General features: G+C 57.3%; 19 protein-coding genes and 4 tRNA genes. 17 read left to right on the top strand and 6 right to left on the bottom strand.

From position 1 onward, the window contains the following. Nucleotides 1-45: 45 nt before the first annotated feature. Together TM5383_RS04355 and TM5383_RS04350 are read right to left on the bottom strand one after the other, a co-directional pair. Nucleotides 46-312, bottom strand: a complete 267-nt coding sequence (locus TM5383_RS04355) for an NfeD family protein (RefSeq protein ID WP_058317822.1) — start codon at nt 310-312, stop codon at nt 46-48. Continuing rightward, complete coding sequence (locus TM5383_RS04350; RefSeq protein WP_058317821.1) at nt 312-1,205, bottom strand: SPFH domain-containing protein; 894 nt, start codon at nt 1,203-1,205, stop codon at nt 312-314. Before TM5383_RS04350 ends, TM5383_RS04355 begins: the two co-directional genes overlap by 1 nt. Before the next feature lie 139 nt (nt 1,206-1,344). Between TM5383_RS04350 and tgt the strand changes: the two genes are divergently transcribed. From tgt to TM5383_RS04300, 10 genes are all read left to right on the top strand, one after another. Beyond that, nucleotides 1,345-2,475: a tRNA guanosine(34) transglycosylase Tgt gene (gene tgt, locus TM5383_RS04345; protein WP_058317820.1), complete on the top strand. Its 1,131-nt coding sequence runs from the start codon at nt 1,345-1,347 to the stop codon at nt 2,473-2,475. 360 nt (nt 2,476-2,835) lie between these two features. Further along, the gene (locus TM5383_RS04340) at nt 2,836-4,134 is read left to right on the top strand and encodes a PAS domain-containing protein (protein ID WP_058317819.1); all 1,299 of its coding nucleotides are present in this window, start codon (nt 2,836-2,838) and stop codon (nt 4,132-4,134) included. A gap of 283 nt (nt 4,135-4,417) precedes the next feature. Beyond that, on the top strand, nt 4,418-6,823 hold the full coding sequence (gene lon, locus TM5383_RS04335; protein WP_058317818.1) for an endopeptidase La: 2,406 nt from the start codon (nt 4,418-4,420) through the stop codon (nt 6,821-6,823). A 191-nt stretch (nt 6,824-7,014) separates the two neighbouring features. Then, the gene (locus TM5383_RS04330; protein WP_082645390.1) at nt 7,015-7,485 is read left to right on the top strand and encodes an HU family DNA-binding protein; all 471 of its coding nucleotides are present in this window, start codon (nt 7,015-7,017) and stop codon (nt 7,483-7,485) included. A 19-nt stretch (nt 7,486-7,504) separates the two neighbouring features. Continuing rightward, nucleotides 7,505-7,580, top strand: a tRNA-Val gene (locus TM5383_RS04325). Nucleotides 7,581-7,759: 179 nt separating this feature from the next. Continuing rightward, a tRNA-Val gene (locus tag TM5383_RS04320) sits at nt 7,760-7,835 on the top strand. 181 nt (nt 7,836-8,016) lie between these two features. Further along, nucleotides 8,017-8,430 carry a hypothetical protein gene (locus tag TM5383_RS04315; protein WP_197407362.1) on the top strand — a complete coding sequence of 138 codons (414 nt, stop codon included), beginning with the start codon at nt 8,017-8,019 and terminating at the stop codon, nt 8,428-8,430. Nucleotides 8,431-8,631: 201 nt separating this feature from the next. Next, nucleotides 8,632-9,570, top strand: coding sequence for a pirin family protein (locus TM5383_RS04310; RefSeq protein ID WP_058317816.1), 939 nt, complete (start codon nt 8,632-8,634; stop codon nt 9,568-9,570). A gap of 182 nt (nt 9,571-9,752) precedes the next feature. Continuing rightward, nucleotides 9,753-9,829, top strand: a tRNA-Asp gene (locus TM5383_RS04305). 33 nt (nt 9,830-9,862) lie between these two features. Continuing rightward, nucleotides 9,863-9,939, top strand: a tRNA-Asp gene (locus TM5383_RS04300). Between the two features lie 107 nt (nt 9,940-10,046). Here the strand turns inward: TM5383_RS04300 and TM5383_RS04295 are convergent. Beyond that, nucleotides 10,047-10,820, bottom strand: coding sequence for a hypothetical protein (locus tag TM5383_RS04295; protein WP_058317815.1), 774 nt, complete (start codon nt 10,818-10,820; stop codon nt 10,047-10,049). Nucleotides 10,821-10,961: 141 nt separating this feature from the next. On the opposite strand from TM5383_RS04295, the gene TM5383_RS04290 reads away from it, so the two are divergent. Beyond that, nucleotides 10,962-11,837 (top strand): glycosyltransferase family protein, encoded by an 876-nt coding sequence (locus tag TM5383_RS04290; RefSeq protein WP_058317814.1) that lies wholly within the window; start codon nt 10,962-10,964, stop codon nt 11,835-11,837. Nucleotides 11,838-11,896: 59 nt separating this feature from the next. Here TM5383_RS04290 and TM5383_RS04285 read toward each other — a convergent pair whose 3' ends face one another. Further along, nucleotides 11,897-13,285 (bottom strand): dipeptidase, encoded by a 1,389-nt coding sequence (locus tag TM5383_RS04285; protein ID WP_058317813.1) that lies wholly within the window; start codon nt 13,283-13,285, stop codon nt 11,897-11,899. A 262-nt stretch (nt 13,286-13,547) separates the two neighbouring features. Here TM5383_RS04285 and hemA point away from each other — a divergent pair, with 262 nt between their 5' ends. From hemA to ispG, 3 genes are all read left to right on the top strand, one after another. After that, complete coding sequence (hemA, locus tag TM5383_RS04280) at nt 13,548-14,771, top strand: 5-aminolevulinate synthase (RefSeq protein ID WP_058317812.1); 1,224 nt, start codon at nt 13,548-13,550, stop codon at nt 14,769-14,771. A 108-nt stretch (nt 14,772-14,879) separates the two neighbouring features. Further along, nucleotides 14,880-16,076 (top strand): helix-turn-helix domain-containing protein, encoded by a 1,197-nt coding sequence (locus tag TM5383_RS04275; protein ID WP_058317811.1) that lies wholly within the window; start codon nt 14,880-14,882, stop codon nt 16,074-16,076. Between the two features lie 122 nt (nt 16,077-16,198). Then, nucleotides 16,199-17,350, top strand: coding sequence for a flavodoxin-dependent (E)-4-hydroxy-3-methylbut-2-enyl-diphosphate synthase (gene ispG / locus TM5383_RS04270; protein WP_058317810.1), 1,152 nt, complete (start codon nt 16,199-16,201; stop codon nt 17,348-17,350). 76 nt (nt 17,351-17,426) lie between these two features. On the opposite strand, the gene TM5383_RS04265 is transcribed toward ispG, so the two are convergent. Together TM5383_RS04265 and TM5383_RS04260 are read right to left on the bottom strand one after the other, a co-directional pair. Beyond that, a complete protein-coding gene (locus TM5383_RS04265) occupies nt 17,427-18,191 on the bottom strand; it encodes a DsbA family protein (protein ID WP_143570207.1) in 765 nt (254 codons plus the stop codon). Nucleotides 18,192-18,193: 2 nt separating this feature from the next. Next, complete coding sequence (locus TM5383_RS04260) at nt 18,194-19,528, bottom strand: M48 family metalloprotease (RefSeq protein WP_058317808.1); 1,335 nt, start codon at nt 19,526-19,528, stop codon at nt 18,194-18,196. Nucleotides 19,529-19,589: 61 nt separating this feature from the next. Between TM5383_RS04260 and TM5383_RS04255 the strand changes: the two genes are divergently transcribed. From TM5383_RS04255 to TM5383_RS04245, 3 genes are all read left to right on the top strand, one after another. Beyond that, nucleotides 19,590-20,738, top strand: coding sequence for a pyridoxal phosphate-dependent aminotransferase (locus tag TM5383_RS04255; RefSeq protein ID WP_058317807.1), 1,149 nt, complete (start codon nt 19,590-19,592; stop codon nt 20,736-20,738). Between the two features lie 123 nt (nt 20,739-20,861). Next, complete coding sequence (locus TM5383_RS04250) at nt 20,862-22,094, top strand: N-acetylmuramoyl-L-alanine amidase (protein WP_231725029.1); 1,233 nt, start codon at nt 20,862-20,864, stop codon at nt 22,092-22,094. 162 nt (nt 22,095-22,256) lie between these two features. Further along, nucleotides 22,257-24,806 (top strand): penicillin-binding protein 1A, encoded by a 2,550-nt coding sequence (locus TM5383_RS04245; RefSeq protein WP_058317806.1) that lies wholly within the window; start codon nt 22,257-22,259, stop codon nt 24,804-24,806. The last annotated feature ends 13 nt before the right edge of the window (nt 24,807-24,819 follow it).

Here is a 24,819-nt window from a genome sequence, read left to right as displayed (position 1 = left end):
TTGGCATCACTTGAACACAAACGTGATGCCAAATGCGACGCGTGGTCAGTCGTTGATGTCGTGATCAAAGACCTTGGCCTTCGCACCGCGAAAGCCGAAGATGCGGCGCATGACGAACCAGCTGATCAGCGACAGTACGGCAAAGGCGACTGCCAGTTGCGGCACGCTAAGGCTGGTCCATGCTGCCAAGGGCGCGGTCAGCGCAGCGCCTGCGGCAAAGCCGACAAAGATTGAACCGGGCAGGAAAATCTCTGCCGTGGCCAGTGCCAGTCCCAGAACCAGCCACACCCACCAGATGTTGAATGCGTCCATCACTTACCCCCTTTCAGCAGTTTGAAGGCATCGCCAAACGCCTCAACCGCATGGGCGGGCAGGACAATGGTTTGTTTGCCCTCACCAGCGCCAAGGGCGTTCAGCGCCTCAACCTGTTTCAGGGCGACCTGATACTGCGCGGCCTCCAGCCCGTTTTCGGCAATCGCCTTGGCGACCACGCCGGTTGCATAGGCCTCGGCATCGGCCTGAATGCGGCGGGCCTTGGCGTTTTGCTCTGCGGCGTACAGCTCGGCATCTGCGGCCAGTTCTACGGCGCGTTTTTCGCCCTCTGCCTCGGTCACTTGGGCACGGCGGGCGCGTTCGGCGTTCAACTGTTGCAGCATCGCATCGCGGGTCGCCTGATCAAGGTTAACGTCGAGAATTTCGGCGCGCGTCACCTCAATGCCCCAGTCATCCACCGCATCCTCTACCAGCGTCTGGATCTGGCTGATCAACTGGGCGCGGTTTGATTGCACTTCATCCAGATCCATTTTACCGATTTCGGCCCGCACGATACCGGCTACGGTGGTGGAAATGGCGCCGTCTACATCGCGGATGCGATAAACGGTCTTTTCCGGTTCCAGAATGCGGTAAAACACCGAGGTGTCGATTTGCACCAGCACGTTGTCCTTGGTGATCGCATCCTGAGAGGCGTTCGGCAGCTGACGTTCCAGGATCGAGATCTGGTGCGCCACCTTATCCAGAAACGGCACGATCAGGTTGATGCCGGGCCCAAGCACCGCGTGCAGGCGGCCAAATCGTTCGACGACGAATTTTTCCGATTGAGGTACAATGCGTACCCCTTTGAAAATGATCGAGATAATGAAACCAGCGATCAACAGCCAGATGATGGTCATCGGATTGCTGGCCAGAATATCAAAGAAAATGTCCATATTTACTGTCCCAAACTATGATTATCAGGGTTTTTGTGCCCTTTAGATAAGCATTTCACCCTTTGCCTTCCAGTGGCAAAGGGGTAAGCAACGCCGGATGCGCCGGTATCGGCAGGATGCGCAATAGATGAGATGTGGTATGGAAAAGACGTTCTCTTTTGAAAAGCTGGGTCAGGATGGCAAGGCCCGTACCGGGGTCATTCATACCACGCGCGGCGATATTCGCACGCCCGCCTTCATGCCGGTGGGCACCGCCGCCACGGTAAAGGCGATGATGCCTGAAAGCGTCGCAGCCACGGGCGCGGACATTCTGTTGGGCAACACCTACCACCTGATGCTGCGTCCGACTGCGGAACGCATTGATCGTCTGGGGGGGCTGCACAAGTTCATGAACTGGGACAAGCCGATCCTGACGGACTCGGGCGGGTTTCAGGTGATGTCGCTGGCCGATCTGCGCAAGCTGACGGAAAAGGGTGTGACGTTCAAATCCCACATCGACGGATCGCGTCATGAGCTGACGCCGGAACGGTCGATGGAAATCCAGCGTTTGCTGGGATCCGATATCGTCATGTGTTTTGATGAATGCCCTGCGCTACCTGCGGATCGTGATGCGATTGCCAAATCCATGCGGTTGTCGATGCGTTGGGCGGACCGTTCGCGTGAGGCGTTTGGCGATCGTCCGGGGCATGCGCTGTTTGGCATTCAGCAGGGTGGTCTGGAGCAAGATTTCCGTCAGGAAAGCGCTGAGGCGCTGCGCAACATCGGTTTCGATGGCTATGCTGTTGGCGGTCTGGCCGTCGGCGAGGGGCAGGAGGCGATGTTTAAATGCCTTGATTTCGCGCCCGACATGCTGCCCGAAGACAAGCCGCGCTACCTGATGGGCGTGGGCAAGCCCGATGACATCGTTGGCGCCGTGGCGCGTGGCATTGATATGATGGACTGTGTGCTGCCGTCACGTTCTGGCCGCACAGGGCAGGCGTTTACCCGCCACGGCGTGGTCAACATCAAGAACGTCCGCCACAAGGATGACCCGCGTCCCTTGGATGAAAACTGCACCTGTCCAGCCTGCAGCAACTATTCCCGCGCCTACCTGCATCACGTTTACCGTAGCCAAGAGATGATTTCCGGCATGCTGCTGACGTGGCACAACCTGCATTATTTCCAAGAGCTGATGCAGGGCATGCGTGACGCGATTGCAGCGGGTACATTTGAAGCGTTCCAGAAGACGTTCCATGAGACACGCGCAAACGGCGATATCGAACGCCTGTAACTGCGTTTCTCTGACTTGATACAAGAACAGCCGTCTGCCTGTGCAGGCGGCTGTTTTCGTATCAGGCGTATCAATTACAATTTGTCGCAGTTGAGATAAGGTGCATTTTTTATGTATTTTCCAACCTGCTGAAAAGCATCGGTTTTCTGTTTTGGCTGTTTGCCATCCCTCTGATGGAAATGAATTTTTTCACCTCTCGCGGTATTTTTTCGCCTAAAAGACGTCCCCGCGCAGCCGTTTTCGTGACTGAGATTAACTGTTGTGCGTCAGGCAGGTTTGCCGATCCGCCGACGCATGAACACGTCACCCCGCAGGGTGCAAAATAGACCCCACACTGCGGCCCAAAGAACGGATAAAACGATGAACCGGATCCCTACCGACCCCTTTACTCTGGATCATGATGCTATTCACCCAGCAGCCGGCGCGCGTTCGGTGCCCGAGGTGAACGTCGAAGAGCCCTTTGGGGTTGAAGAGCTGTTCTTTTCGCGCACCGACAAACGCGGGGTGATTGAGGCCTACAACGAAGTGTTCGTACGCATCGCCGGTTTTGCCGGTAGCGAACTGCAGGGCGCACCGCACAACATCATTCGCCACTCTGATATGCCCAAAGCAGTGTTTTGGGTTCTTTGGAACGGGCTGAAAAATGGCTCGCCGGTTGGCGCCTATGTGAAGAACAAGACGAAAGAGGGGAAATACTACTGGGTGTTTGCCATCGCGTCGCCACTGGGCAATGGTGATTTCCTATCCGTGCGCCTCAAGCCCACCAGCCCGTTGTTGGGGGTGGTCTCTGATCTATACGGTGAAATTCTACATGCCGAACAAACCGAAGGCCTAAGCCCCGAAGACAGCGCCAAGCGCATGATGGGCCGCATTCAGGATCTGGGGTTCCAGACCTACGCGATGTTCCAAGCGCACGCGCTTTTTGAAGAGTTCGAGAGCCGCCGCAAAACGATTGGCGCCAAGCAGTTTTCCGATCTGTCGAATATTCATACGATTTCTGACAACGCAACAAAGCTGCGTCACGAAATCACTGAGCTGTCCGAACAGTTTGACAATGCGGCTCTGCTGATCGCGAACATGAAGATCTTTGCCGCCAAGCTGCCCGAAGGTCGTTCCACCATCAACGAGATCGCGAAAAACTACGATCTGATGCTGCGTGATATTCGCAACCACCTGAAAACACTGGATATCCAAGAAGACTTCAACGGTCTGTGGGAGGCGTCGCGCGACCAGAACTCGTTCTTTATGCTGTGCACGTCGCACCTGTTGGAAGAGATGTGCGATAACTTCTCTAAGGAAGGATGTTTGGGCGGGAAAACCAGCAAAGAGGATGAAACCCATATCCTCAACAAGCTGCGCAATACTTACAATACCAAGTCGATTGCTGCGGTTGTGCATGGCATTCAGTCGGCAATGGTAATCCAGCGTCGTGTTGATTTCCTGCGCCGGATGATCCTGGGACTATCCACCATTCGCATCGCGTGCCGCGTAGAGGCAGGTACGCTGCGCGATACGGCCAAGGGATTGGACAACATTGTGGCGCGGCTGGATGATTTCCACGATGATGTCGAAGCGCAGCTGGAAAAGATCCAGACCGCCGTCAACGCCATCCTAAAAGGCGTAGATCGTTCTATCTTGGGCGAACGGGAAAAAGACTGAACCAACGGCACAAGTTCCAGTGGGCAAAAACGGTGAAGACTGTGCCGTTTTTTACCACCCAGCGGTCGTTTGGCCTAAAAATTGCGCCTGTGTTTCGAACAAATCGGGGCACAGGCGATTTCGCGCCTTGCTCATCCCTGCCGCTCACGGCACATTGAATTCGGGAAGTGACCATGCGGTTGAAATCGGGGCTTTGGCCCCCACATTGAATCGCAGGAAACGGAGAAGGCCGAGGCTGCCACAGATGGGGCCAGCGCCTTCTTGCTAAGAACAAGGAAACCCTATGCAAGAGCCACTCAACGCATCCTATCCAGTCCTGCCGCTGCGCGACATTGTGGTATTTCCCCACATGATCGTGCCGCTGTTTGTTGGCCGTGAAAAATCGGTCCGCGCACTGGAAGAGGTGATGCAGGACGACAAGCAGATTCTGCTGTCCAGTCAGGTTGATCCCGCAGAGGACGATCCCCAAACGGACGGCATTTACGAAAACGGCGTGCTGGCCAATGTGCTGCAGCTGCTGAAACTGCCCGACGGCACCGTGAAGGTGCTGGTCGAAGGGCAGGCGCGTGTGAAAATCACCGAATACCTTGAAAACGAAGACTTCTTCGAGGCGCGCGCTGAATACCTCGAAGAGGTTGCAGGCGACGAAGCCACGATCGAAGCGCTGTTGCGCACCGTCGGCGCGGAGTTCGAGCGTTACGCCAAGGTTAAGAAAAACATTCCCGAAGAGGCGCTGGTCACAGTGTCCGAAACCTCGGATCCTGCGAAACTGGCCGATTTGGTTGCCGGTCATCTGGGCATCGAGGTGGCGCAGAAACAGGAACTCTTGGAAACCCTGTCTGTCAGCGAACGTCTGGAAAAGGTCTATGGCCTGATGCAGGGCGAAATGTCCGTGCTGCAGGTCGAGAAGAAGATCAAAACCCGCGTGAAATCCCAGATGGAGCGTACCCAGCGTGAATACTACCTGAATGAGCAGATGAAGGCCATTCAGAAGGAGCTGGGCGACGGCGAAGACGGGTCCAACGAAATCAGCGAGCTGGAAGAGAAAATCTCCAAGCTGAAGCTGTCCAAAGAGGCCAAGGAAAAGGTCGATGGCGAGCTGAAGAAGCTGAAATCCATGTCCCCGATGAGCGCCGAGGCAACCGTTGTGCGTAACTACCTCGACTGGATCCTGTCGATCCCGTGGGGTGTGAAGTCGCGCGTCAAAAAGGATCTGGGCCGCGCGCAGGACATTCTGGACAAGGATCACTATGGCCTTGAGAAGGTCAAAGAACGGATCGTTGAATATCTGGCGGTGCAGCAGCGCAGCCAGAAGCTGAAAGGCCCGATCCTGTGCCTTGTTGGCCCGCCGGGTGTTGGTAAAACCTCGCTTGGGAAATCTGTGGCCAAGGCGACGGGCCGTGAATTTATCCGCATCTCCCTTGGGGGTGTACGTGACGAATCCGAAATCCGTGGTCACCGCCGCACTTACATCGGCTCGATGCCGGGTAAGATCATTCAGGCGCTGAAAAAGGCGAAAACCACCAACCCGCTTATCTTGTTGGATGAGATCGACAAGATGGGGCAGGATTTCCGCGGTGATCCTGCATCGGCGATGCTGGAGGTACTGGACCCTGAACAGAACGGCACCTTCGTGGACCACTACCTTGAGGTGGAATACGACCTGTCGAACGTCATGTTCCTGACCACATCGAACAGCTACAACATGCCGGGTCCGCTTCTGGACCGGATGGAAATCATCCCGCTGGCCGGCTACACCGAAGACGAAAAGCTGGAAATCGCCAAGCAGCACCTCGTGCCCAAGCAGATCAAGAACCACGGCCTGAAAAAGGGCGAGTTCGAGGTTGAGGATAGCGCCCTGACCGAAGTGGTCCGCCACTACACCCGCGAAGCGGGCGTGCGGAACATGGAGCGTGAGGTGGGCAAGATCGCCCGTAAAGCGATCACCAAGATCGTGAAGGGCGAGGCAGAGACCATCAAGGTCAACGCCGACAACATCGACGATTTCCTTGGCGTGAAGAAATTCCGTTACGGTCTGGCCGAGAAAGAGGATCAGGTCGGTGTTGTGACCGGTCTGGCCTATACCTCGGTTGGTGGTGACTTGCTTCACATCGAGGCGCTGAAATTGCCGGGCAAGGGTCGGATGAAGACCACCGGTAAGCTGGGCGATGTGATGAAGGAATCCATCGATGCGGCGTCGTCCTACGTGCGGTCTGTCGCGCCCCAGATCGGGGTGAAACCGCCGCAGTTTGAAAAGTGGGACATTCACGTCCACGTTCCCGATGGCGCGACGCCCAAGGACGGGCCGTCGGCTGGTCTGGCCATGGTGACCTCTATCGTGTCCGTGCTGACCGGCATTCCGGTACGCAAGGACATTGCGATGACCGGTGAGGTCAGCCTTCGCGGTAACGCTATGCCGATTGGTGGGTTGAAGGAAAAGCTGCTGGCTGCCCTGCGCGGCGGGATCAAAACCGTTCTCATCCCTGAAGAGAACGAAAAAGATTTGGCAGATATTCCCGACAACGTGAAAGCGGGGCTGGAAATCATTCCTGTCACCCACGTGACCGAGGTGCTGAAGCTGGCACTGACCGATGTGCCCGAGGCCATCGAATGGGACGAAGCCGCAGAAGAGGCTGCTGCCGCAGCTGCGCTGAAAGCATCCGGTGGGGCAGGGGCGACCGCCCACTGATACGGTGCTATGCCGCCACGAAACGAAACAGACACCCCCGGCCTTGCTGGGGGTGTTTGTTTGTGCAGGTGCGACAATTTTGTGATTTTTCCGGTGTTTGCGCGCCGCTCCAGTGTGACGCACTGGATTTTTGTGCGTAATTGTGGCTAGTATAGAAACAATAACAGATAATACTTGGGGCGCAGAAACTGATGGCACGTAGCACGACCACCAAAACCACAGCTAGAAAAACAACCACGACACGGGCGAAATCCGCAACGAAGCCGGCCGCGACCAAAGCTGCAGGCAAGGCACCGTTGCCGCGCACCCGCAAGAAAGCGGTTGCCGCGACAGCCGTAGCGGATGCACCGGAAGCGGTAGTTGTAACGGCTTCCAAGCCGGTTTCGACGCAGCAGGAATTGAAAAAGCCAGAGCTGATCGAAATGGTTGTTGAAAAAACCGGCGTCAAAAAGCGCGACGCCAAACCAGCAATCGAAGCGGCACTGCAAATTCTTGGTGAAGCATTGGCAGAAGGGCGTGAGCTGAACCTGCAGCCCTTCGGCAAGGTGCGGGTGAACCGCATGAAAGAGCTGTCCGGCGCCCGCGTGGTGAATGCAAAAGTGCGGCAGAAAATAAAGAATGAAGAAGATGCAAAAGACCCCCTTGCAGAAGCTGCAGAGTGAGTCTAAAAGCCGCGCTACCGGGTGATTAGCTCAGTTGGTAGAGCGCTTCGTTTACACCGAAGATGTCGGGAGTTCGAGTCTCTCATCACCCACCATTATTGCGTAAGGTTTTATAATCCTTATCCAAAAGGCGCTCCCGAGAGGTTGAGCGCCTTTTTCTTTTTGCGGTTTGGTTTCGTCGAGTTGAGGAAAAATCAGCGGCGTGAATTTTTTGTCATGAAAATGAAAAACACCTCTTGCGCCTGTCTGACCCATTAGATAAACCCCGCCTCACGGGTGATTAGCTCAGTTGGTAGAGCGCTTCGTTTACACCGAAGATGTCGGGAGTTCGAGTCTCTCATCACCCACCATTTTCTTCCCTACATTGTTGAAGCGTTTGCGCAGTTCCGTTTTGTGACTGTGTTTGCTATTTCGGCGTTATCTCGCTGATAACACTGGCATATGTGACTTGGGGCGCTTTGTTTTCAGGGCATGTGCGTGTTAGTTGCAGATCGTCCTAGGGCGGCGAATTGCGCTGCCTCAATTCTATCCTTGATGATGATGAAAGATACTATGCGTATACTCTTTGCCGCCCTTGCCGCGTTTGCCACTGTTGCTCACCCCGTTCAGGCAGATACAAGTGCTGCCGCAGTTCCGTCGGGCGATGCTCTTGTTGAGCTGGTACTAGGGAAGCACGTCAGGCCTGAAAACGGTTCCAAAGGGCAGGTGGCGTCCTTTTACGAAGGTGGCGTTTTCAAACAGCGCACACCCGGCGGGGATGTGAGAGAGTTGTCCTGGCGTGTTGAGGGTAGCCAGATTTGTCTGGCCAATGGCGATCAGGGGGAGTGTTTTCAGGTGATTTCCACCGGTGACGATCACATCACTCTCAAGGCGCTTGCAGGGAAGCGTAAGGAGAATACCCAAAAGATGTTGTTCGTGAATGAGCAGGGCATACCGCAGGGCTGATGTATCATCTTGTGGTGCGATGATCGGGTGTCGTTGCCGATGCCTTCAAGCTATCGCTGTTTTAACGCCTCAGATCGACGCTGGTCTGGGGCGTTTTTTTGTTTCTGTTGATCTCTGCATGTTTGCACAGGTCCTGTCATCTGCGCGGCATTTATGAACAGCGGGGATCGCTTATCTTCCCCTCATCAGGAGGTGCTAACGATGAGCTGGAATCCCTTATTCGATACAACCGTTCCCATCGGCGATCAGGTCGATCAGTTGGAAACGCTGATTGTACCGCGCGCCCGCGATCTTGGCGGGTTTGAGGTGCGGCGTGCCTTGCCGCATGCGCGCAGACAAATGGTCGGGCCATTTATCTTCTTTGATCAGATGGGCCCGGCAGAGTTTCTGACAGGGCAGGGCATTGATGTGCGCCCGCACCCGCATATCGGGCTCGGCACGGTAACCTACCTGTATCAGGGGCGGTTGCACCATCGGGATTCGCTAGGCACCGATCAGTGGATCGAACCGGGCGCGGTCAACTGGATGAAGGCGGGCTATGGCATCACCCATTCTGAGCGCACAGATGAAGGAATGCGCGATGTGCCCTTCAGCATGTTTGGCATCCAGACGTGGCTGGCCCTGCCAGAGGGGCATGAAGACGACGCGCCGCTGTTTCATCACAGCCCCAAGGCCGAGCTGCCCGTGCTGGAGGGTGAGGGGAAACAGATGCGCCTGATTCTGGGCAGCGCCTATGGCGTTGAGGCGCCGGTACCCATGCCGTTTGAGGTGTTTTATGGCGACGTCAAGCTGGAGGCGGGTGCGCAACTGCCACTGCCCGATGATCATGAGGACCGCGCGGTCTACGTTATCGACGGCACAATCTCGCAAGGCGGGCAAAGCTACGCGGCGGGTCAAATGCTGATCTTCCGCCCCGGTGATGCGATTTCGGTGCAGGCGGGCGATACAGGTGCGCGGATCCTGATTCTGGGTGGGGAAACCCTGTCTGGTCCGCGTCATATCTGGTGGAATTTCGTCGCCTCCAGCAAGGAACGGATCGAGGCCGCGAAGGAAGCCTGGCGGGCAGGGGATTGGGCGCATGGGCGATTCCAGTTGCCTGCGGGGGATGATAGTGAATTTATCCCGTTGCCTGCTGGCTAACCGCTGTCGCTGACTGGTAAATAACTGATGGGGCGAAAGTTTTTTTCGTCCCATTTCCCAATGAAAAAAGGCCCTGTCAGAGGCGCGCAAAACTTTTGTGTTTTTTGTGTCATGATCCGCTTGACCTCCCCCGTGGCTCAGCATAAACACCCCTCACGCTCAAGACGATGAGCGAACAGTGAGCGGTTGTAGCTCAGTTGGTTAGAGTACCGGCCTGTCACGCCGGGGGTCGCGGGTTCGAGTCCCGTCAACCGCGCCACCACTGTTCCAATTCGTCAGAGTGCCAGATTGCGCGGTTGTAGCTCAGTTGGTTAGAGTACCGGCCTGTCACGCCGGGGGTCGCGGGTTCGAGCCCCGTCAACCGCGCCACTTCTTCTTCGGGAGAAACAAAGCACCCTTCGGGGTGCTTTTGTGGTTTCTGGATCATGTACTTTATAGTGCCGACATAGCAAGGGCGCGTCGCCACGCCCGCTGCACTATGAATTTTCGTAGTGGTATCCAAGGCTTGCTTCTTGCGCCAAATCTAGTTTCGACAGCATGTACTTGCGGTCCTCATCGGAGAGTGCCTTGGGGGTTTCGCCACGCACCTCGACAGGGGCGGACAGGTTGAACCTGTTGCCCAGCCGGCGTTTCACTGGCTTGAACCGTGGTGGGCGCATGGTGAGGTCCAGGTTGGTCTTTACCCAATCAATAAACCCTTCGGGGTCGGTCTGCACCGTTTCGGCCCGGATCAGCAGCATTTTGCAATCGCGGTTCAGCATTCCCAGTAGGGTGGCCATTTTCACATTGCGCAGGTCAAACAGGTTCTCAAACGGGCGACCCGTGATCGGGTGGCGGTCGAACTGCAATTCCAGACCTTCGGTTTGGCCGGTCATTTCCCCGACCACCTCCTCAAAATCGGCCTCGCGATCAACTATTCCGCGCCAAGGCGAACGCAGCAGGGTCGCGAAATCGTGTGCCTGACAGGACGGATCCAGATGCCAAGGGCGCTTGTGCATCGACAGCGCCCAGGATTCCGCGTTGCGCACCACGCCGATCATCAGAAAATCGCGCGGGATCGCCACCATATGCGGAGCGGCGTGTTTCCAGCCCAGTGATTCCGTCCGCACGATATTGAGGTTTTTATCAATCAGTTTGCGTACCAGATTTGTGGCAGATCCGCGTTCGCCAAAGACCTGAAAATGGGTCAGCGGGACATCATGGGTGCGTTGGAAATATAAACCTGTGTCCCGAAAACTGTCTGGGATCATAACCTCGAACTCCTCAATCAAATCAGAGCCATGACCCGCTCTGCTGCGGTGACCATATTTTATTTCTCAAATTGCATCAAACGGGTTAGGTCTAAGGAAACAACAGCCGCGCCAGAGCGGCGAATTTATTGGGTAGAGAGTATGCAATCGACCGCCGCAATCGTCACAATGGTGCGTGATGATCATTTTTTTCTGAAGGCTTGGCTGCGTCACTACGGGCCAATTTTTGGGCGCGAAAACCTTTACATTGTAAACCACGGTCGCGGTCGCGGGGTCGAGGAACTGGCAGAAGGCTGCAACATCATCGGCATCCCCGGTGATCCGCACAAAAACTTCGATATGAAGCGGTGGCGCTTGCTCAACAACCTCGTGATGGGGCTTCGCAGCTATTATAATCATGTGATTGTTGGCGATGTGGATGAGTTGGTGGTCATTGATCCCGAAGAGGGTAAGACCCTGCTGGAATATCTGGAGGAACAGCCGATCCGCCGCGTTCTGACGCCGCTGGGCCTAGAGGTGATCCACCGCATTGACGAAGAGCCAGAGGCGATCACCGACAAAATTCTGGGGCCGCGCCGCCACGTACGTTTGGCACCGCATTATTCCAAACCATGTGTGATTTCGGCCGGAACCAAGATCGCCCGCGGCGGGCATTACACGCAATATGGCAAGCTGTTCACGCCGGATTGCCTGTACCTGATGCATCTAAAATTCTGCGATTTTCCGGAATACACGGCGGCAATGGACCGTCGTAACGCCGTCACCGATGAAATTGGAGACGATGTGAAGGAAATCTCTATTGGCCGCCACTGGTTCGCAGAAGCCCGTGGCGAGGACCGCGCGACATTTGAGGCCTTTGCCGATCTGGAAATGGTCGAGGGATTCGATATGCGGCTGTACCGACGCAAGATGCAGCGTTCGTTCGGGCCGCGTGGCGATACAGGTTTCTACAACTTTGCCCGTCCGGACTATAAATTGCAGTTCAAATTGCCAGAACGGTTTTCGGGCATTTTCTAATACCACCAAATTGCTGGCGGGTCAGAAGGGGGCGATGCCCCCTTCCATTGTTTTAGGGATCACTTTGCCAGTGCATCCATAATGCGGGCCCAGCTGCGGATGCCCTTGTGGAAGCTCTCCAGATCGTACTTTTCGTTCGGAGAGTGGATGGCGTCGTCGTCATTGGCATAGCCAACAAGCATCGAATCCAATCCAAGAATGCTGTCGAAATAACCGACAACTGGGATCGAGCCACCCATGCCGGTAAACACAGCTTCGCGGTTCCATTCGTCCGACAACGCGCCGCGTGCGGCTTCAAATTCGGGGCGATCAAGGTTCATCACTGATGCGGGTGAACCTTCCAGATCATTGTCCCATTCCACGCTGATGTCGGTCGACAGGCGGTCTTCGACGTGCTTGCGGATCTTGTCGCGCAACGCGTCAGGATCCATGTCGCCGACCAAGCGGCAGGTGATTTTGCAGTGCGCTTTCGATGGCAGTACGGTTTTGGAGCCGATACCGTTGTAGCCACCCCATAGACCGTTCACTTCTAGGGTCGGACGCGACCATTGCTGTTCCAGCGTTGAATAGGCTTTTTCGCCGTGCGCTTTGGTGTAGCCGACGGATCCAAGGTAGTCCTCTTCGTCAAAACCGCAGTTTTCCCACTGGCGCAGTTGCTCGGCGGGAACCTCATGCACACCTTCATAGAAACCTTCGACCGCGACGGCGCCGGTTTCTTCGTTATAGAAACTGGCGACGATCCGCGACATTTCCCGCAGCGGGTTCAGGCCGGGGCCACCGTAGTGGCCGGAATGAAGGTCGATGCGCGGGCCGGTCAGGGTGAACTCATCCTTCAGCATGCCACGCAGTTGCGACGCGATGGACGGCACACCACGCGACACCATCGAGGTGTCACAGACCAGCGCAATATCGGCCTGCAGCTCTTCTTTGTTGGCTTCGAGGAAGGGGATCAGCGACGGCGAACCGCTCTCTTCTTCGCCCTCAAAGAAGAAGGTGATGCGGCAGGGCAGGCTTCCATGCACCGATTTCCATGCGCGGCACGCTTCGACAAAGGTCATCAGCTGGCCTTTGTCGTCGGACGATCCACGGCCACGGATTACCGTGCCGTTTGCGGTTTCTTCCAGACGTGGTTCAAAAGGTGGGTTGTCCCAAAGGTCCAGCGGATCAACGGGTTGCACGTCATAGTGGCCATAAAACAGCACGTGCGGCGCGCCTTCGGGGGCGTCGTTAATGTGGCCGACCACCATCGGATGGCCAGGCGTGGCGCGTTTTTCAGCATCGACGCCCAACGATTTCAGATCATTCACCAGCCAGTCGGCGGCGCTGTCGCAATCCGCCTTGTAGGCTGGATCGGTAGAGATGGAGGGGATTCGCAGCAGCTCCATCAGGCGGTCTGTCGCAGTTGTGATCTCTGCGTCGATCTTATCCAGAACGGGATTGAGGGCCATTCCAGCATCTCCTTTTCTTGTTATTTTGCGGTAACTTCACCGCTCAGTTCGTTTACGGGCAAGGTAACAGCGCATTTGGGCTTGTCCACCTAGATGGTTGATGCAAATCAAAGTTAAAAGGAGCGTCAATTTGTAACCTTTTATAAAGATCACCGTCGCAGTATGTGCTACTGCACTTTATAAATATGTTCAGAAACTGGTCGTTGGTGATGAAAACCTGGGCCTATCCCTGAACCGCCGAGCCAGAATAAGGACGAGCCAAGTGGACTATACTGCGAAACTCGATGACGCGCTGAACAAGCTGCACGAAGAAGGTCGTTATCGGACGTTCATTGATATTGAACGCGAAAAGGGCAACTTCCCGCACGCAGTCTGGAACCGTCCTGATGGCGAAAAGCAGCCCGTCACCGTTTGGTGTGGCAACGATTATCTGGGGATGGGGCAACACCCTGTTGTGCTGAAGGCGATGCAGGAGGCTCTTGAGGCGACCGGTGCTGGTTCTGGCGGCACCCGCAACATTTCCGGCACCACCGTTTATCACAAACGGCTGGAAGCTGAGCTGGCGGATCTGCACGGCAAAGAGGCGGCTTTGCTGTTCACCTCGGCCTACATCGCCAACGATGCCACCCTGTCGACGCTGCCGAAACTGTTCCCTGGCCTGATCATCTACTCTGACGCGCTGAACCATGCTTCGATGATCGAAGGTGTGCGCCGCAATGGTGGGGCCAAACGGATTTTCCGTCACAACGACGTGGCCCACCTGCGTGAACTGCTGGCTGCCGACGATCCTGCCGCGCCGAAGCTGATCGCCTTTGAATCGGTTTATTCGATGGACGGCGATTTTGGCCCCATCGAAGAGATCTGCGATCTGGCTGATGAATTTGGCGCCCTGACCTATATCGATGAGGTCCACGCTGTCGGCATGTACGGTCCCCGCGGTGGTGGCGTGACCGAACGTGATAATCTGGCCCACCGCATCGACATCATCAACGGCACGCTGGCCAAGGCCTATGGCGTCATGGGCGGCTATATTGCTGCTTCGGAAAAAATGTGTGATGCGATCCGGTCCTACGCGCCCGGCTTTATCTTCACCACTTCGCTGCCGCCTGCGGTGGCTGCCGGTGCCGCTGCGTCTGTTGCCTTCCTCAAGGAAGATCAGGCGCTGCGTGAACAGCACCAGACACAGGCCAAAATCCTGAAGCTGCGCCTGAAGGGCATGGGCCTGCCGATCATCGATCATGGCAGCCATATCGTTCCGGTGATTGTTGGCAATCCTGTGCATACCAAGAAGATGAGCGATATGCTGCTGGAAGAGTTCGGCATCTATGTTCAGCCCATCAACTTCCCCACCGTGCCGCGTGGCACCGAACGTCTGCGGTTCACCCCGTCGCCGGTACACGGGCCCAAGGAAATGGACAAACTGGTGCGTGCGATGGACGAACTTTGGTCGCACTGTGCGCTGAATCGTGCCGATTTGAGCGCTTAATCCCATATCTGGTGTTTTCACGGTTGCCTTATGCTAGGCTGGGGGAAACAAAAGATCGCGGTCGAATCGTGACGGTTCATAGGGCGAATCGCTGATAGGGCAGTGGGGATGATCAGGCGTAAGGCACCGAAAACATCGGAACAGGATGTCGCGAAACCGAAAGGTTTCGACGACTTTGAGCATAAGCTCGGGGATATGATGCGTGGTGAGCGCGCGACCTTGGGTAAATCGCTGCTCGATGTGCAACGAGAGTTGCGCATCAAAGCGTGCTACATTTCTGCCATCGAAAACTGTGATCCCTCTGCGTTTGATACGCCGGGGTTCATCGCAGGGTATGTGCGCTCTTATGCACGTTATCTCGGGCTGGATCCCGAAGAGGCGTTCGCCGCCTTCTGTGCGGAAAGCGGTTTCAGCACGGCCCATGGCATGTCCGAAGCGGCCTCTGGTCTGCGCCGCAAAGAGGCGCCGATTGTCGCGGCCTCTGCCGTTGCCGATCCCTTCGCAGCACCGAACAGCCCTTTCAATGCGTCCCGTCAGGGTCTTTTCGCTAATATCGAACCGGGTGCTATCGGCTCCGCGATGGTTTTGCTTGGGCTGGTGTGTGGCTTGGGCTATGGCGGCTGGTCAGTTCTGAACGAAATTCAGCGTGTGCAGTTTGCGCCCGTTGAACATAGCCCCGACGTCTTGGCAGATCTTGATGCCGCCGGGTCCGACGCTGGCACTGCGCCGGTTACGCTGGCTGCCAAAGAAAGCAATGTCGCTGGCGTTGGCAATTTTTCTCCGTCGGCTGAAACTCTGGACCGTCTCTATCGTCCGCAGGCGCTGGATGTGCCCGTACTGGCCGCCCGCGATGCACCGATTTCGACGCTGGACCCCTCAGCCATCGGCAGCTTCATCCCGCAGGAACCGGCCATCGATTTTGCATCGTTCACAGCGGATCCCGAACCCGCAATACCGAGCGTGCCGCAGGTTGTCGAAGACGCGGCACCAGGCGTGCAAATGGTCGCCGTGCGCCCCGCATGGGTCCGCGTTCGTGCTGCAGACGGCAGCGTGATCTTTGAGGGTATCATGGAACCCGGCCAAAGCTGGCCCGTGCCCCAGACCGAAGAAGCGCCATCGCTGCGCGTCGGCGAAAGCGGTGCGATCTATTTCACAGTGAACGGCCAGCACTACGGTCCCGCAGGTGAACGTGGCACCGTGACCTCCAATCTTGCGCTGTCGGTGGACAATCTGACTGCCAGCTACAATGTTGCGGATCTGGATGCGCATCAGGATCTGGCCCGCGCGGTGGCAGCCCTGCAATAAGCCCTTCATGCGGTAACGCTATGCTTTTCGGGCGCGGATGCAATTGCAGCACCGCGCCCGTCGCACTATGTATGGGGCAAACAGCCCGCAGCTAATCCAGCAGCCAAATCTTTAGGTGATCCATGTCGCTGAACCACGTCCGCCCTTGGCGCAATATCTACCGCCGCGAAAGCCGTCAGATCCACGTGGGATCGGTGCCAGTGGGCGGCGGTGCACCGATTTCGGTGCAAACCATGACCAACACCGTCACATCGGATGCTAAGGCGACCATTGAACAGGTGCTGCGGGCCGCAGATGCAGGCGCTGATATCGTGCGGGTGTCCGTGCCGGATGTGGACAGTTCCAAAGCCCTGAAAGAGATCGTCAAGGAAAGCCCGGTTCCCATCGTCGCCGATATCCATTTCCACTACAAACGCGGTATTGAGGCGGCAGAGGCGGGCGCAGCCTGTCTGCGCATCAACCCCGGCAACATCGGGTCGGAAGCAAAAGTGCGCGAGGTCATTCAGGCCGCCCGCGACAACAACTGTTCTATGCGGATTGGCGTAAACGCCGGGTCGCTGGAAAAGCACCTGCTGGAAAAATACGGTGAACCGTGCCCCGATGCGATGGTGGAAAGTGGTCTGGATCACATCAAGATCCTGCAGGACAACGATTTCCACGAATTCAAGATCTCGGTCAAAGCGTCGGATGTGTTCATGTCTGCAGCCGCCTATCAGCAACTGGCGGACGCCACCGATGCACCGATCCACCTAGGGATTACGGAAGCGGGCGGTCTGATGTCCGGCACGGTAAAATCCGCGATTGGTCTGGGGCAGCTGTTGTGGATGGGCATTGGCGACACCATGCGCGTCAGCCTGTCGGCCGATCCGGTCGAAGAGGTGAAAATGGGGTTTGAGATCCTCAAATCCCTTGGCCTGCGCCATCGTGGCGTGAACATCATTTCCTGCCCCAGCTGCGCGCGTCAGGGCTTTGACGTGATCAAAACGGTTGAGACGCTGGAAAAACGTCTGGAACATGTGAAAACCCCGATGAGCCTCAGCATCATTGGCTGTGTGGTCAACGGCCCCGGTGAGGCGCTGATGACCGACGTGGGCTTCACCGGTGGCGGGGCAGGTAGCGGCATGGTCTATCTGGCGGGCAAGGCCAGCCACAAGATGAGCAATGACCAGATGGTTGATCACATCGTCGAAGAGGTCGAAAAACGCGCCGCAGCGATTGAGGATGCGGCCGCAGCTGAGAATGGCGAAGAAACAGCCCAAAGCGCGGCTGAGTAAGCGCTAAGGCTCTGGAAAACAAAAGGCAGCACCGATCTCTCGGTGCTGCCTTTTCTATTGTCTGCGGAGAATATGTTTACATCTCGGCGCGCATTGCCGCGATCATGTCCTGCATACCGTTCAGCGGCACATAGCCGCGCAGCAGTTGGTCCTGCACCACAAAAGTCGGCGTGCCCGAAATGGACAACGCACGCGCCAGTTGGTGGTTGTCTGCGATCAACTGGCTGACTTCAGGGTCTTCGATTTTGGCGTAGATCGCGTCGCCATCCAGATCCAGTTTGTTTGCCAGCTTAACCAGCGACCCTTCGGTGATACGGCCACGGTAGCCCATGAGCGCATCGTTGACGCGACCATAGGCGTCATCGCCAGCAACCAACCGGCTTGCGATGGCAAAGCGCGAGGCCAGCACGGATTCTTCGCCCAGAATGGGGAATTCCTTGACGATGAAACGGATGTTCTTGTCGCCAGAAATCAGCTGTTTGACCTCGTCGTGCGCTTTTTTGCAATAGCCACAGCGATAATCCAGAAATTCGACCATTACGATGTCGCCTTCGGGATTTCCAGCTTCCCAAGCGCGGTCATCGTTGAACAGGGCAGGGGCCAACTGTTTGATGGTGTTCTGGTCGCGTGCCGCTTCGAATTCAGCTTCGCGTTCCTGATAGATCTCGTAGGCTTCGACAATCACCTGCGGATTTTCCAGCAGGTAGCTGCGCACGGCAGCGCCAAAGGCCTCTTTTTCGGCGGCGTTCATGGTCGAAAGATCCAACGCCTGTGCGGGACCGGTCATTGCAGGCAGGGCGAGGGTGGCCAGCGTCGCCGCGCCAGCAAGGAGTTTCTTCATGGTCATTTCCTTTTTGATTTCTTAGCCTGTATTTCGGCCTGAGAGAGCACATCCTGTGCCCGCTGCCAAGGGGCGGAACCGCGCGGCAGAAGGCCGCTGGCCCGCTTCGAATGAATGAGTGCGTTTTTGAAATCGCCGCGCAGGGCGTAGCGTTCAGCGGTCGCCAGGGATGCCATGCCATTGCGCCCGATCTGCGCATAGGCGGTTCCCATATCCCGAAGCACGGCGCTGTTGCGGTAGTCGCGCTGGCGCGCTTTTTCCAGAACTCTGAGTGCGCTTTTGGGTTGGTTGCTAACCAAGAGTGCGCGTCCTTGCCCGCCAAGGATCAGCGCGTCGCGCGGCGCTAACTGGGCTGCGCGATTATAGGCCGCGACAGCGGATTTGACCTTACGGCTTTCCAGAAGGATCTGCCCCTTCAATTCGTACAGAAATGGGTCCTTGGGGCGCGCAGCGATCGCCTTGTCGATGTGGCTGATCGCCTTTTGGGTTTGCGAGTTGCGGTGATAGGCCACGGCCTGGCGCATAAGGCGGATATCGGCTGTTGGGCTGTCCTTGGCGCGGCGCAGCGTCCAATTCGGCGCACGCAGGAAAGCGGACAGTTTACCTTGCGCACGTGCAAACCAGTAGTCGGCAGTCGCGCTATCAGCGGGTTTGCCCTGCACCGAAGCTGCCAGCGCTTTGACTGCGCGCAGTCGGTCACGGCTTAGGGGGTGGGTGCGCGCATAAGGGTCTTGGCGGTGTTCGCTCAGCAATTCCTGACCGCGGAACAACTCCAGTACCTCGGCGAACGCATGAGGATCAATTCGCGCTGTGGCCAGATAGCGGATTGCGCTGGCGTCAGCGGAACTTTCTTCGGAGCGCGTGTGCCCTTTGAAGACTCGATCTGCCGAACTGGTCGTGCCGATCGCGATGCCGCCAGCCGCCGAGGGATCCGCCCCTGCCGCCGTCGCTGCAACCGCCAATGCCAACCCCAGCGCAGCTACTGACCGAGACGCACGTGCGTTTTGCGGCCGCCGCGATAGGTGGCCATTTGCAATATGCGCCGCCTCATGAGCGATGACGGCCTGCACGGCAGCTGCCGATTTCAGTTTCAGGATCAGTCCCGAATGCAAAAAGATGTGTCGATCATCAACCACAAAGGCATTCAAAGAGGAATCTTTGACTATCAGAACCTTAACCGATCCAGATGGCAATCCGGCTGCGTCCAGTACCGGACGCGCTAGAATTCCAAGTGCGTGTTCGATGTCTGGGTCGCGCAGCAAAGTGACTGCGCGGGCTGCAATGGGTTGCAAGGCCAATACGGCCACCATTGCGACGATATGAATCCAACGTGTCATTGACGCCCCACCTGTTTCGCGCTCAAAGAGGGCGCAGTTGGCTGCAGAATGGGAGATAGTAATGTGGAACTCAAGTCGATCTGAGGTTGATCCCTTCATTGTGATGGATGTGATGGAAGCCGCCCATGCTGCAGAGGCCGCGGGCCGCGATATTGTGCATATGGAAGTGGGCCAACCCGGCACCGCCGCCCCCGCCGCAGCGCGTGCCGCCCTTGCTCGTGCGATGGAAACGGACAGTCTGGGTTACACTGGCGGTCTGGGCCTGCCAGCGCTACGCAAACGCATCGCTCAGATGTATGGCGACTGGTACAACGTCGATCTGGATTGGAACCGCGTGGTGATCACGCCGGGATCGTCTGGGGCGTTCATCCTTGCCTTTTCGGCGCTGTTTGACAGTGGCGACCGCGTCGGCATCGGCGCGCCGGGCTATCCGTCTTATCGTCAAATCCTGAAGGCGCTGGGGATGACGCCCGTAGATCTGCCCAGTGCGCCGGAAAACCGGCTGCAACCGGTTCCAGCGGATTTCGCGGATATGGATCTGAACGGTCTGCTGGTCGCCTCGCCCGCCAATCCCACGGGGACGATGCTGGATTACGACGCGATGGAGGCTTTGATGCAGGGGGCATATGCACATGGCGCCTCGTTTATCTCGGATGAGATCTATCATGGCATTGAATATGAGGCGAAGGCTGTGACCGCCCTTCAGGTGAGTGATGAGTGTTATGTCATCAACTCATTTTCCAAGTATTTTTCGATGACCGGCTGGCGCTGCGGCTGGATGGTGGTGCCCGAAGATCAGGTGCGCATTGTCGAACGTTTGGCGCAGAACATGTTCATCTGTTCGCCGCATGCCAGTCAGATTGTGGCCCTGCACGCGATGGATTGCGAGGACGAGCTGGAGGCAAACATGGCCGTCTACCGCCGCAATCGTCAGTTGATGCTGGACGGTCTGCCCAAGGCTGGTTTCACCAAAATCGCACCGCCGGACGGGGCGTTCTTTATCTATGCAGACGTCAGCGACCTGACCGACGACAGCCGCGCCTTCGCTGCCGAGATTTTGGAGAAGGCAGGCGTTGCGGTGACGCCGGGACTGGATTTCGATCCGGTGCGCGGGGGCGGTACGCTGCGGTTTTCCTATGCGCGCGAAACCGCTCAGATTGAGGAAGGGCTGGCGCGCCTGCAACGCTTCATGGCGCAGCGCGGCGCCTGAGGGTCCTGTCGGATTTGAGTATTTGAGGATCATCGAAAGGGCTGGTGCGGGCGCGCGCTGGCCCTTCGCTTTTTGTGGTGGCTGCATTAGGATTTGCGGAACAAACAAACGGGGGCGAATCCGGTGCGCAGGCTGATCAAGATTTGGGGTGTGATGGTTTGGACCATGCTGGCGGCGCTGACGCCTGCAGCGGCGCAGGATCTGAGCGGGCTGGCACGGGTTGAGGTGGGTGCGTCCCATGTGCGCGACACTTGGGGTGGCGGCGTTGAACTACGCCTTGGCCTGACACAGGGCGTGCCGTTTCGGGTCTATACCTTGGCTGAGCCTGCTCGGTTGGTTTTGGATTTTCGCGAGGTCGATTGGCGTGGTGTCACGGAAACCGCGTTGCTGAATGCGGATGGCGTATCGGCCCTGCGCTTTGGCGGCGTGCGGCCCGGCTGGTCGCGGATGGTGGTTGATCTGGCCACCCCTTTGGCCGTTGAGACGGTGGAGATGGTGACAGAGGCAGAGACTGCGCGGGCCAATTTGGTCGTCACCTTGGCGTCAGTTGAGGCGGGGGATTTTGTCGCAAAATCGGGGGCGCCCTATGATCCTCGCTGGGACCTGCCGCCGGTGACAGGGCAGGCCAAGGTCACAGGTCTGCCCGGCGACGGCCCGTTGCGGGTGATGCTGGACCCTGGCCATGGCGGTATTGATCCCGGTGCCGAACGGCAGGGGTATGCAGAAAAGGATCTGATGCTGGCATTCGCGCTGGAACTTAAGGAAACCCTTTTGCGATCAGGCGGTTTTGAGGTGTTCCTTACGCGGGAAGAGGACCGTTTTGTCAGTCTGGAACGGCGCGTCGCGATGGCGCATGCCGTTGGCGCTCATGTTTTTTTGTCGCTGCACGCAGATGCCTTGGCCGAAGGACAGGCGTTGGGGGCAACGCTGTATCTACTTTCCGGAGAGGCGTCGGATGCCGCATCTGCCAAACTGGCCGAACGCCACAACCGTTCCGATATTCTGTCGGGTGTCGATTTGACGGGGCAGGATGACGTGGTCGCAGATGTGTTGATGGATCTTGCCCGTCAAGAAACCGCACCGCGTGCAGACCGGCTGGCAGCAGCAATGATCAGCGGTCTGGGCGATGTTGGTGCGCCCCTGAACCGGCGGCCGCTGCGACGCGCTGGGTTTTCGGTGTTGAAGGCCGCTGATATCCCATCGGTCTTGTTGGAAATCGGGTTTATGTCTAGCGAACGGGACCTGAAAAACATCACCAACAAACAGTGGCGGATTAACGCAGCTGCGGGCATTCGTGATGCGCTGCAGGCCTGGGCGCGTGATGACGCGGCGCGGGCGCAAATGGTGCGGCAGTAATTTTGGCAACCGCACTGCGGCACGCGCCCCAACGTCAGTGGGCAAAAGCTGGCTGAGGTGGGGGCATTACGCCTTCTTGTTTTGACGCCCTTTGCGGGGACGATTATAGAGTGCGCTTAACACGCGTAGACCAAGACCGATCCCAAGATAAGGACGCCACCAGTGCTGAGGTTCATCTTTTCCTTTTTCGGGGGTATTTTTTCCCTGATCACGCTGGGCATCGCCGTAGCGGCGTTGAGCATCGGGTCGATTTTCTATATCTACGGTCGCGACCTGCCCAGCCATGAGGCACTGGCGCAATACACGCCCCCCACCATCAGCCGGATCTATTCCGGCGAGGGGCGGCTGATTGACGAGTTTGCCAAAGAACGTCGTCTGTTCACCCCCGCCGAAGAAATCCCTGATCTGGTGAAATACGCCTTCATCTCGGCCGAGGATAAGAATTTCTACACGCACCAAGGGTATGACGCCCGTGGTATCGTCGCTGCGATGGTAGAGGCGGCGCGTTCGCGTGGGCAATCCGTGCGTGGGGCGTCGACGATCACCCAGCAGGTGATGAAGAACTTCCTACTTGGCGGCGAACGCAAAATTGAGCGTAAGATCAAAGAGATCATCCTTGCCACGCGGGTGGAGGATACGCTGGACAAGGATAAGATCCTTGAGCTGTATCTGAACGAAATTTTCCTTGGTCAGAACTCCTACGGTGTAACGGCGGCGGCGCAGACTTATTTCAACAAGACGCTGGGTGAGTTGGCCCCGCATGAGGCGGCAACCCTTGCCTCAATGCCGAAGGCGCCGGGCAAATTTCACCCTGTACGCAACAAGGACCGGGTGCTGGCGCGCCGCAACTTCGTGCTGAAGGAAATGGCCGAAAACGGCTATATCACCCAAGCGGCCTATGAGGCAGAGCGCGAGCTGCCGCTGCGTTCGGTTCAGAACGGAGATTTTGACAGCTTCAAATCCGCCTTGCCGCCGCGTGATTACTTTACCGATGAAATCCGTCGCCAGTTGAGCAGCGATTTTGGCGAAGAGCAGTTCTTCTCCGGTGGGATGACCGTGCGTGCGACGGTGGAACCTGAAATGCAGGTGATTGCCGCCGAGGCGCTGCGCCGTGGGCTGGAGGATTATGACCGTGGTCGCGGTGTCTGGCGTGGCACGGGTGTGACTATCCCCGAAGATCAGTTGGCGGATGAGGACAGCTGGCGCGCGGCATTGGCCAAGGCGGCGGTGCCCCGTGACATCACCCTGAACGGCAAATGGCACCCTGCGGTGGTTCTGGCCGCAGGTAAAAACGACATGCGTATCGGTATCGAAGGTGTGGATGAGGATGCTGATGGTCACTGGATCGTGGCCAAGGACGTGACTTGGGCTGGCCCACTGCTGGAAAACGGTAAGGTTGGGCGCAAGGCTAAGAAAGCCGGTGATCTGCTGAGCGTTGGCGATGTGGTTCTGGTGCGCGCCATGACCAAGGATGCGGACGGCAGTTTCGTACGCTGGACCCTGCGCCAAGTGCCGGAAATTCAGGGCGGTTTCATGGCGATGGATGTGAACACGGGCCGTGTGATCGCGATGCAGGGCGGTTTCAGCTACCAGCATTCGGTGTTCAACCGCGCAACACAGGCGCGTCGTCAGCCGGGATCCAGCTTCAAACCGTTTGTTTATGCGGCTGCGCTGGATAGCGGCTATTCGCCTGCGACCATCGTGATTGACGCCCCGATCGAGGTGAACACGCCCCAAGGCCTGTGGCGGCCCAAAAACTCGTCCAACAAATTCTATGGCCCTACGCCTCTGCGCACCGGCATCGAACAGTCGCGGAACCTGATGACCATCCGTCTGGCGCAAGAGGTGGGCATGGATGTGGTCGCGGATTATGCCGAACGTTTTGGTGTCTATGACAACATGGGGCAGTTTTTGGCGAACTCGCTTGGCGCGGATGAAACCACGCTGTTCAAGATCGTGGCGGCCTACGCGATGTTTGCAAATGGCGGTGAACGGGTAGAGCCGACGCTGGTGGACCGTATTCAGGACCGCTACGGTCGCACGATCTATCGCCACGATCAACGTGACTGTGTGAACTGTGCGGATGCGAACCTGCCTGCAGGTCAGGCGCCGCGCATTTTCAGCAACCGCGAACGGGTGATGGATCAGACCACCGCCTATCAGCTGACGTCGATGATGAAGGGCGTTGTGGATCGCGGCACTGCCACCAACATCCGCGTTGGGGTTCCGATCGCGGGCAAGACCGGGACCACCAACGATTCCCGCGATGTGTGGTTCGTAGGCTTTTCGTCGAACATCGTGGCGGGCTGCTACATGGGGCACGACAACCCACGCCCGCTGGGCCGTGGGGCCTATGGCGGCACCATGTGTGGTCCGGTGTTCAACGAGTTCATGAAAGAAGCGGTCAAGAAATACGGCGGCGGTGCCTTCAAGGTGCCTGAAGATGGGCGTTTCATTAAGATTGACCGTTTCACCGGTGAACGTCTGGCCGATGATGCCAGCGGTGAACATGTGGTTGCTGAGTTCTTCCGCGATGGTGAGGAGCCGCTGTTTGGTCTGACCTTTGACGGTGGTTTTGCCATGGGATCGAACCTGCCGCTCTTTAACGAAATCGAAGAGCAAGGGCAGGAGGTCACCACCTCCACCGGGCGCACCACGGTTGTGGGACCCAAGGCCAGCTTTGGCGCGGTGTCTTCTGGCGGGCTATATTAACTCAGGTTGGTAT

The sequence above is a fragment of the Thalassovita mediterranea genome (assembly GCF_001458435.1).
Taxonomy (GTDB): Bacteria; Pseudomonadota; Alphaproteobacteria; order Rhodobacterales; family Rhodobacteraceae; genus Thalassobius; species Thalassobius mediterraneus.
The sequence above is the reverse complement of the archived record's forward strand: the minus strand, read 5'-3'. Positions and strand labels throughout refer to the sequence as shown.

What these genes read in the sequence shown, in the direction of transcription:
- ispG (WP_058317810.1), top strand. Translation starts at nt 16,199, where the DNA reads ATGTCGCTGAACCACGTCCGCCCTTGGCGCAATATCTACCGCCGCGAA.
- TM5383_RS04355 (WP_058317822.1), bottom strand. Translation starts at nt 312, where the DNA reads ATGGACGCATTCAACATCTGGTGGGTGTGGCTGGTTCTGGGACTGGCA.
- lon (WP_058317818.1), top strand. Translation starts at nt 4,418, where the DNA reads ATGCAAGAGCCACTCAACGCATCCTATCCAGTCCTGCCGCTGCGCGAC.
- TM5383_RS04340 (WP_058317819.1), top strand. Translation starts at nt 2,836, where the DNA reads ATGAACCGGATCCCTACCGACCCCTTTACTCTGGATCATGATGCTATT.
- TM5383_RS04275 (WP_058317811.1), top strand. Translation starts at nt 14,880, where the DNA reads ATGATCAGGCGTAAGGCACCGAAAACATCGGAACAGGATGTCGCGAAA.
- tgt (WP_058317820.1), top strand. Translation starts at nt 1,345, where the DNA reads ATGGAAAAGACGTTCTCTTTTGAAAAGCTGGGTCAGGATGGCAAGGCC.
- TM5383_RS04350 (WP_058317821.1), bottom strand. Translation starts at nt 1,205, where the DNA reads ATGGACATTTTCTTTGATATTCTGGCCAGCAATCCGATGACCATCATC.
- TM5383_RS04290 (WP_058317814.1), top strand. Translation starts at nt 10,962, where the DNA reads ATGCAATCGACCGCCGCAATCGTCACAATGGTGCGTGATGATCATTTT.
- TM5383_RS04255 (WP_058317807.1), top strand. Translation starts at nt 19,590, where the DNA reads ATGTGGAACTCAAGTCGATCTGAGGTTGATCCCTTCATTGTGATGGAT.
- TM5383_RS04260 (WP_058317808.1), bottom strand. Translation starts at nt 19,528, where the DNA reads ATGACACGTTGGATTCATATCGTCGCAATGGTGGCCGTATTGGCCTTG.
- TM5383_RS04310 (WP_058317816.1), top strand. Translation starts at nt 8,632, where the DNA reads ATGAGCTGGAATCCCTTATTCGATACAACCGTTCCCATCGGCGATCAG.
- TM5383_RS04330 (WP_082645390.1), top strand. Translation starts at nt 7,015, where the DNA reads ATGGCACGTAGCACGACCACCAAAACCACAGCTAGAAAAACAACCACG.
- TM5383_RS04265 (WP_143570207.1), bottom strand. Translation starts at nt 18,191, where the DNA reads ATGAAGAAACTCCTTGCTGGCGCGGCGACGCTGGCCACCCTCGCCCTG.
- TM5383_RS04285 (WP_058317813.1), bottom strand. Translation starts at nt 13,285, where the DNA reads ATGGCCCTCAATCCCGTTCTGGATAAGATCGACGCAGAGATCACAACT.
- TM5383_RS04295 (WP_058317815.1), bottom strand. Translation starts at nt 10,820, where the DNA reads ATGATCCCAGACAGTTTTCGGGACACAGGTTTATATTTCCAACGCACC.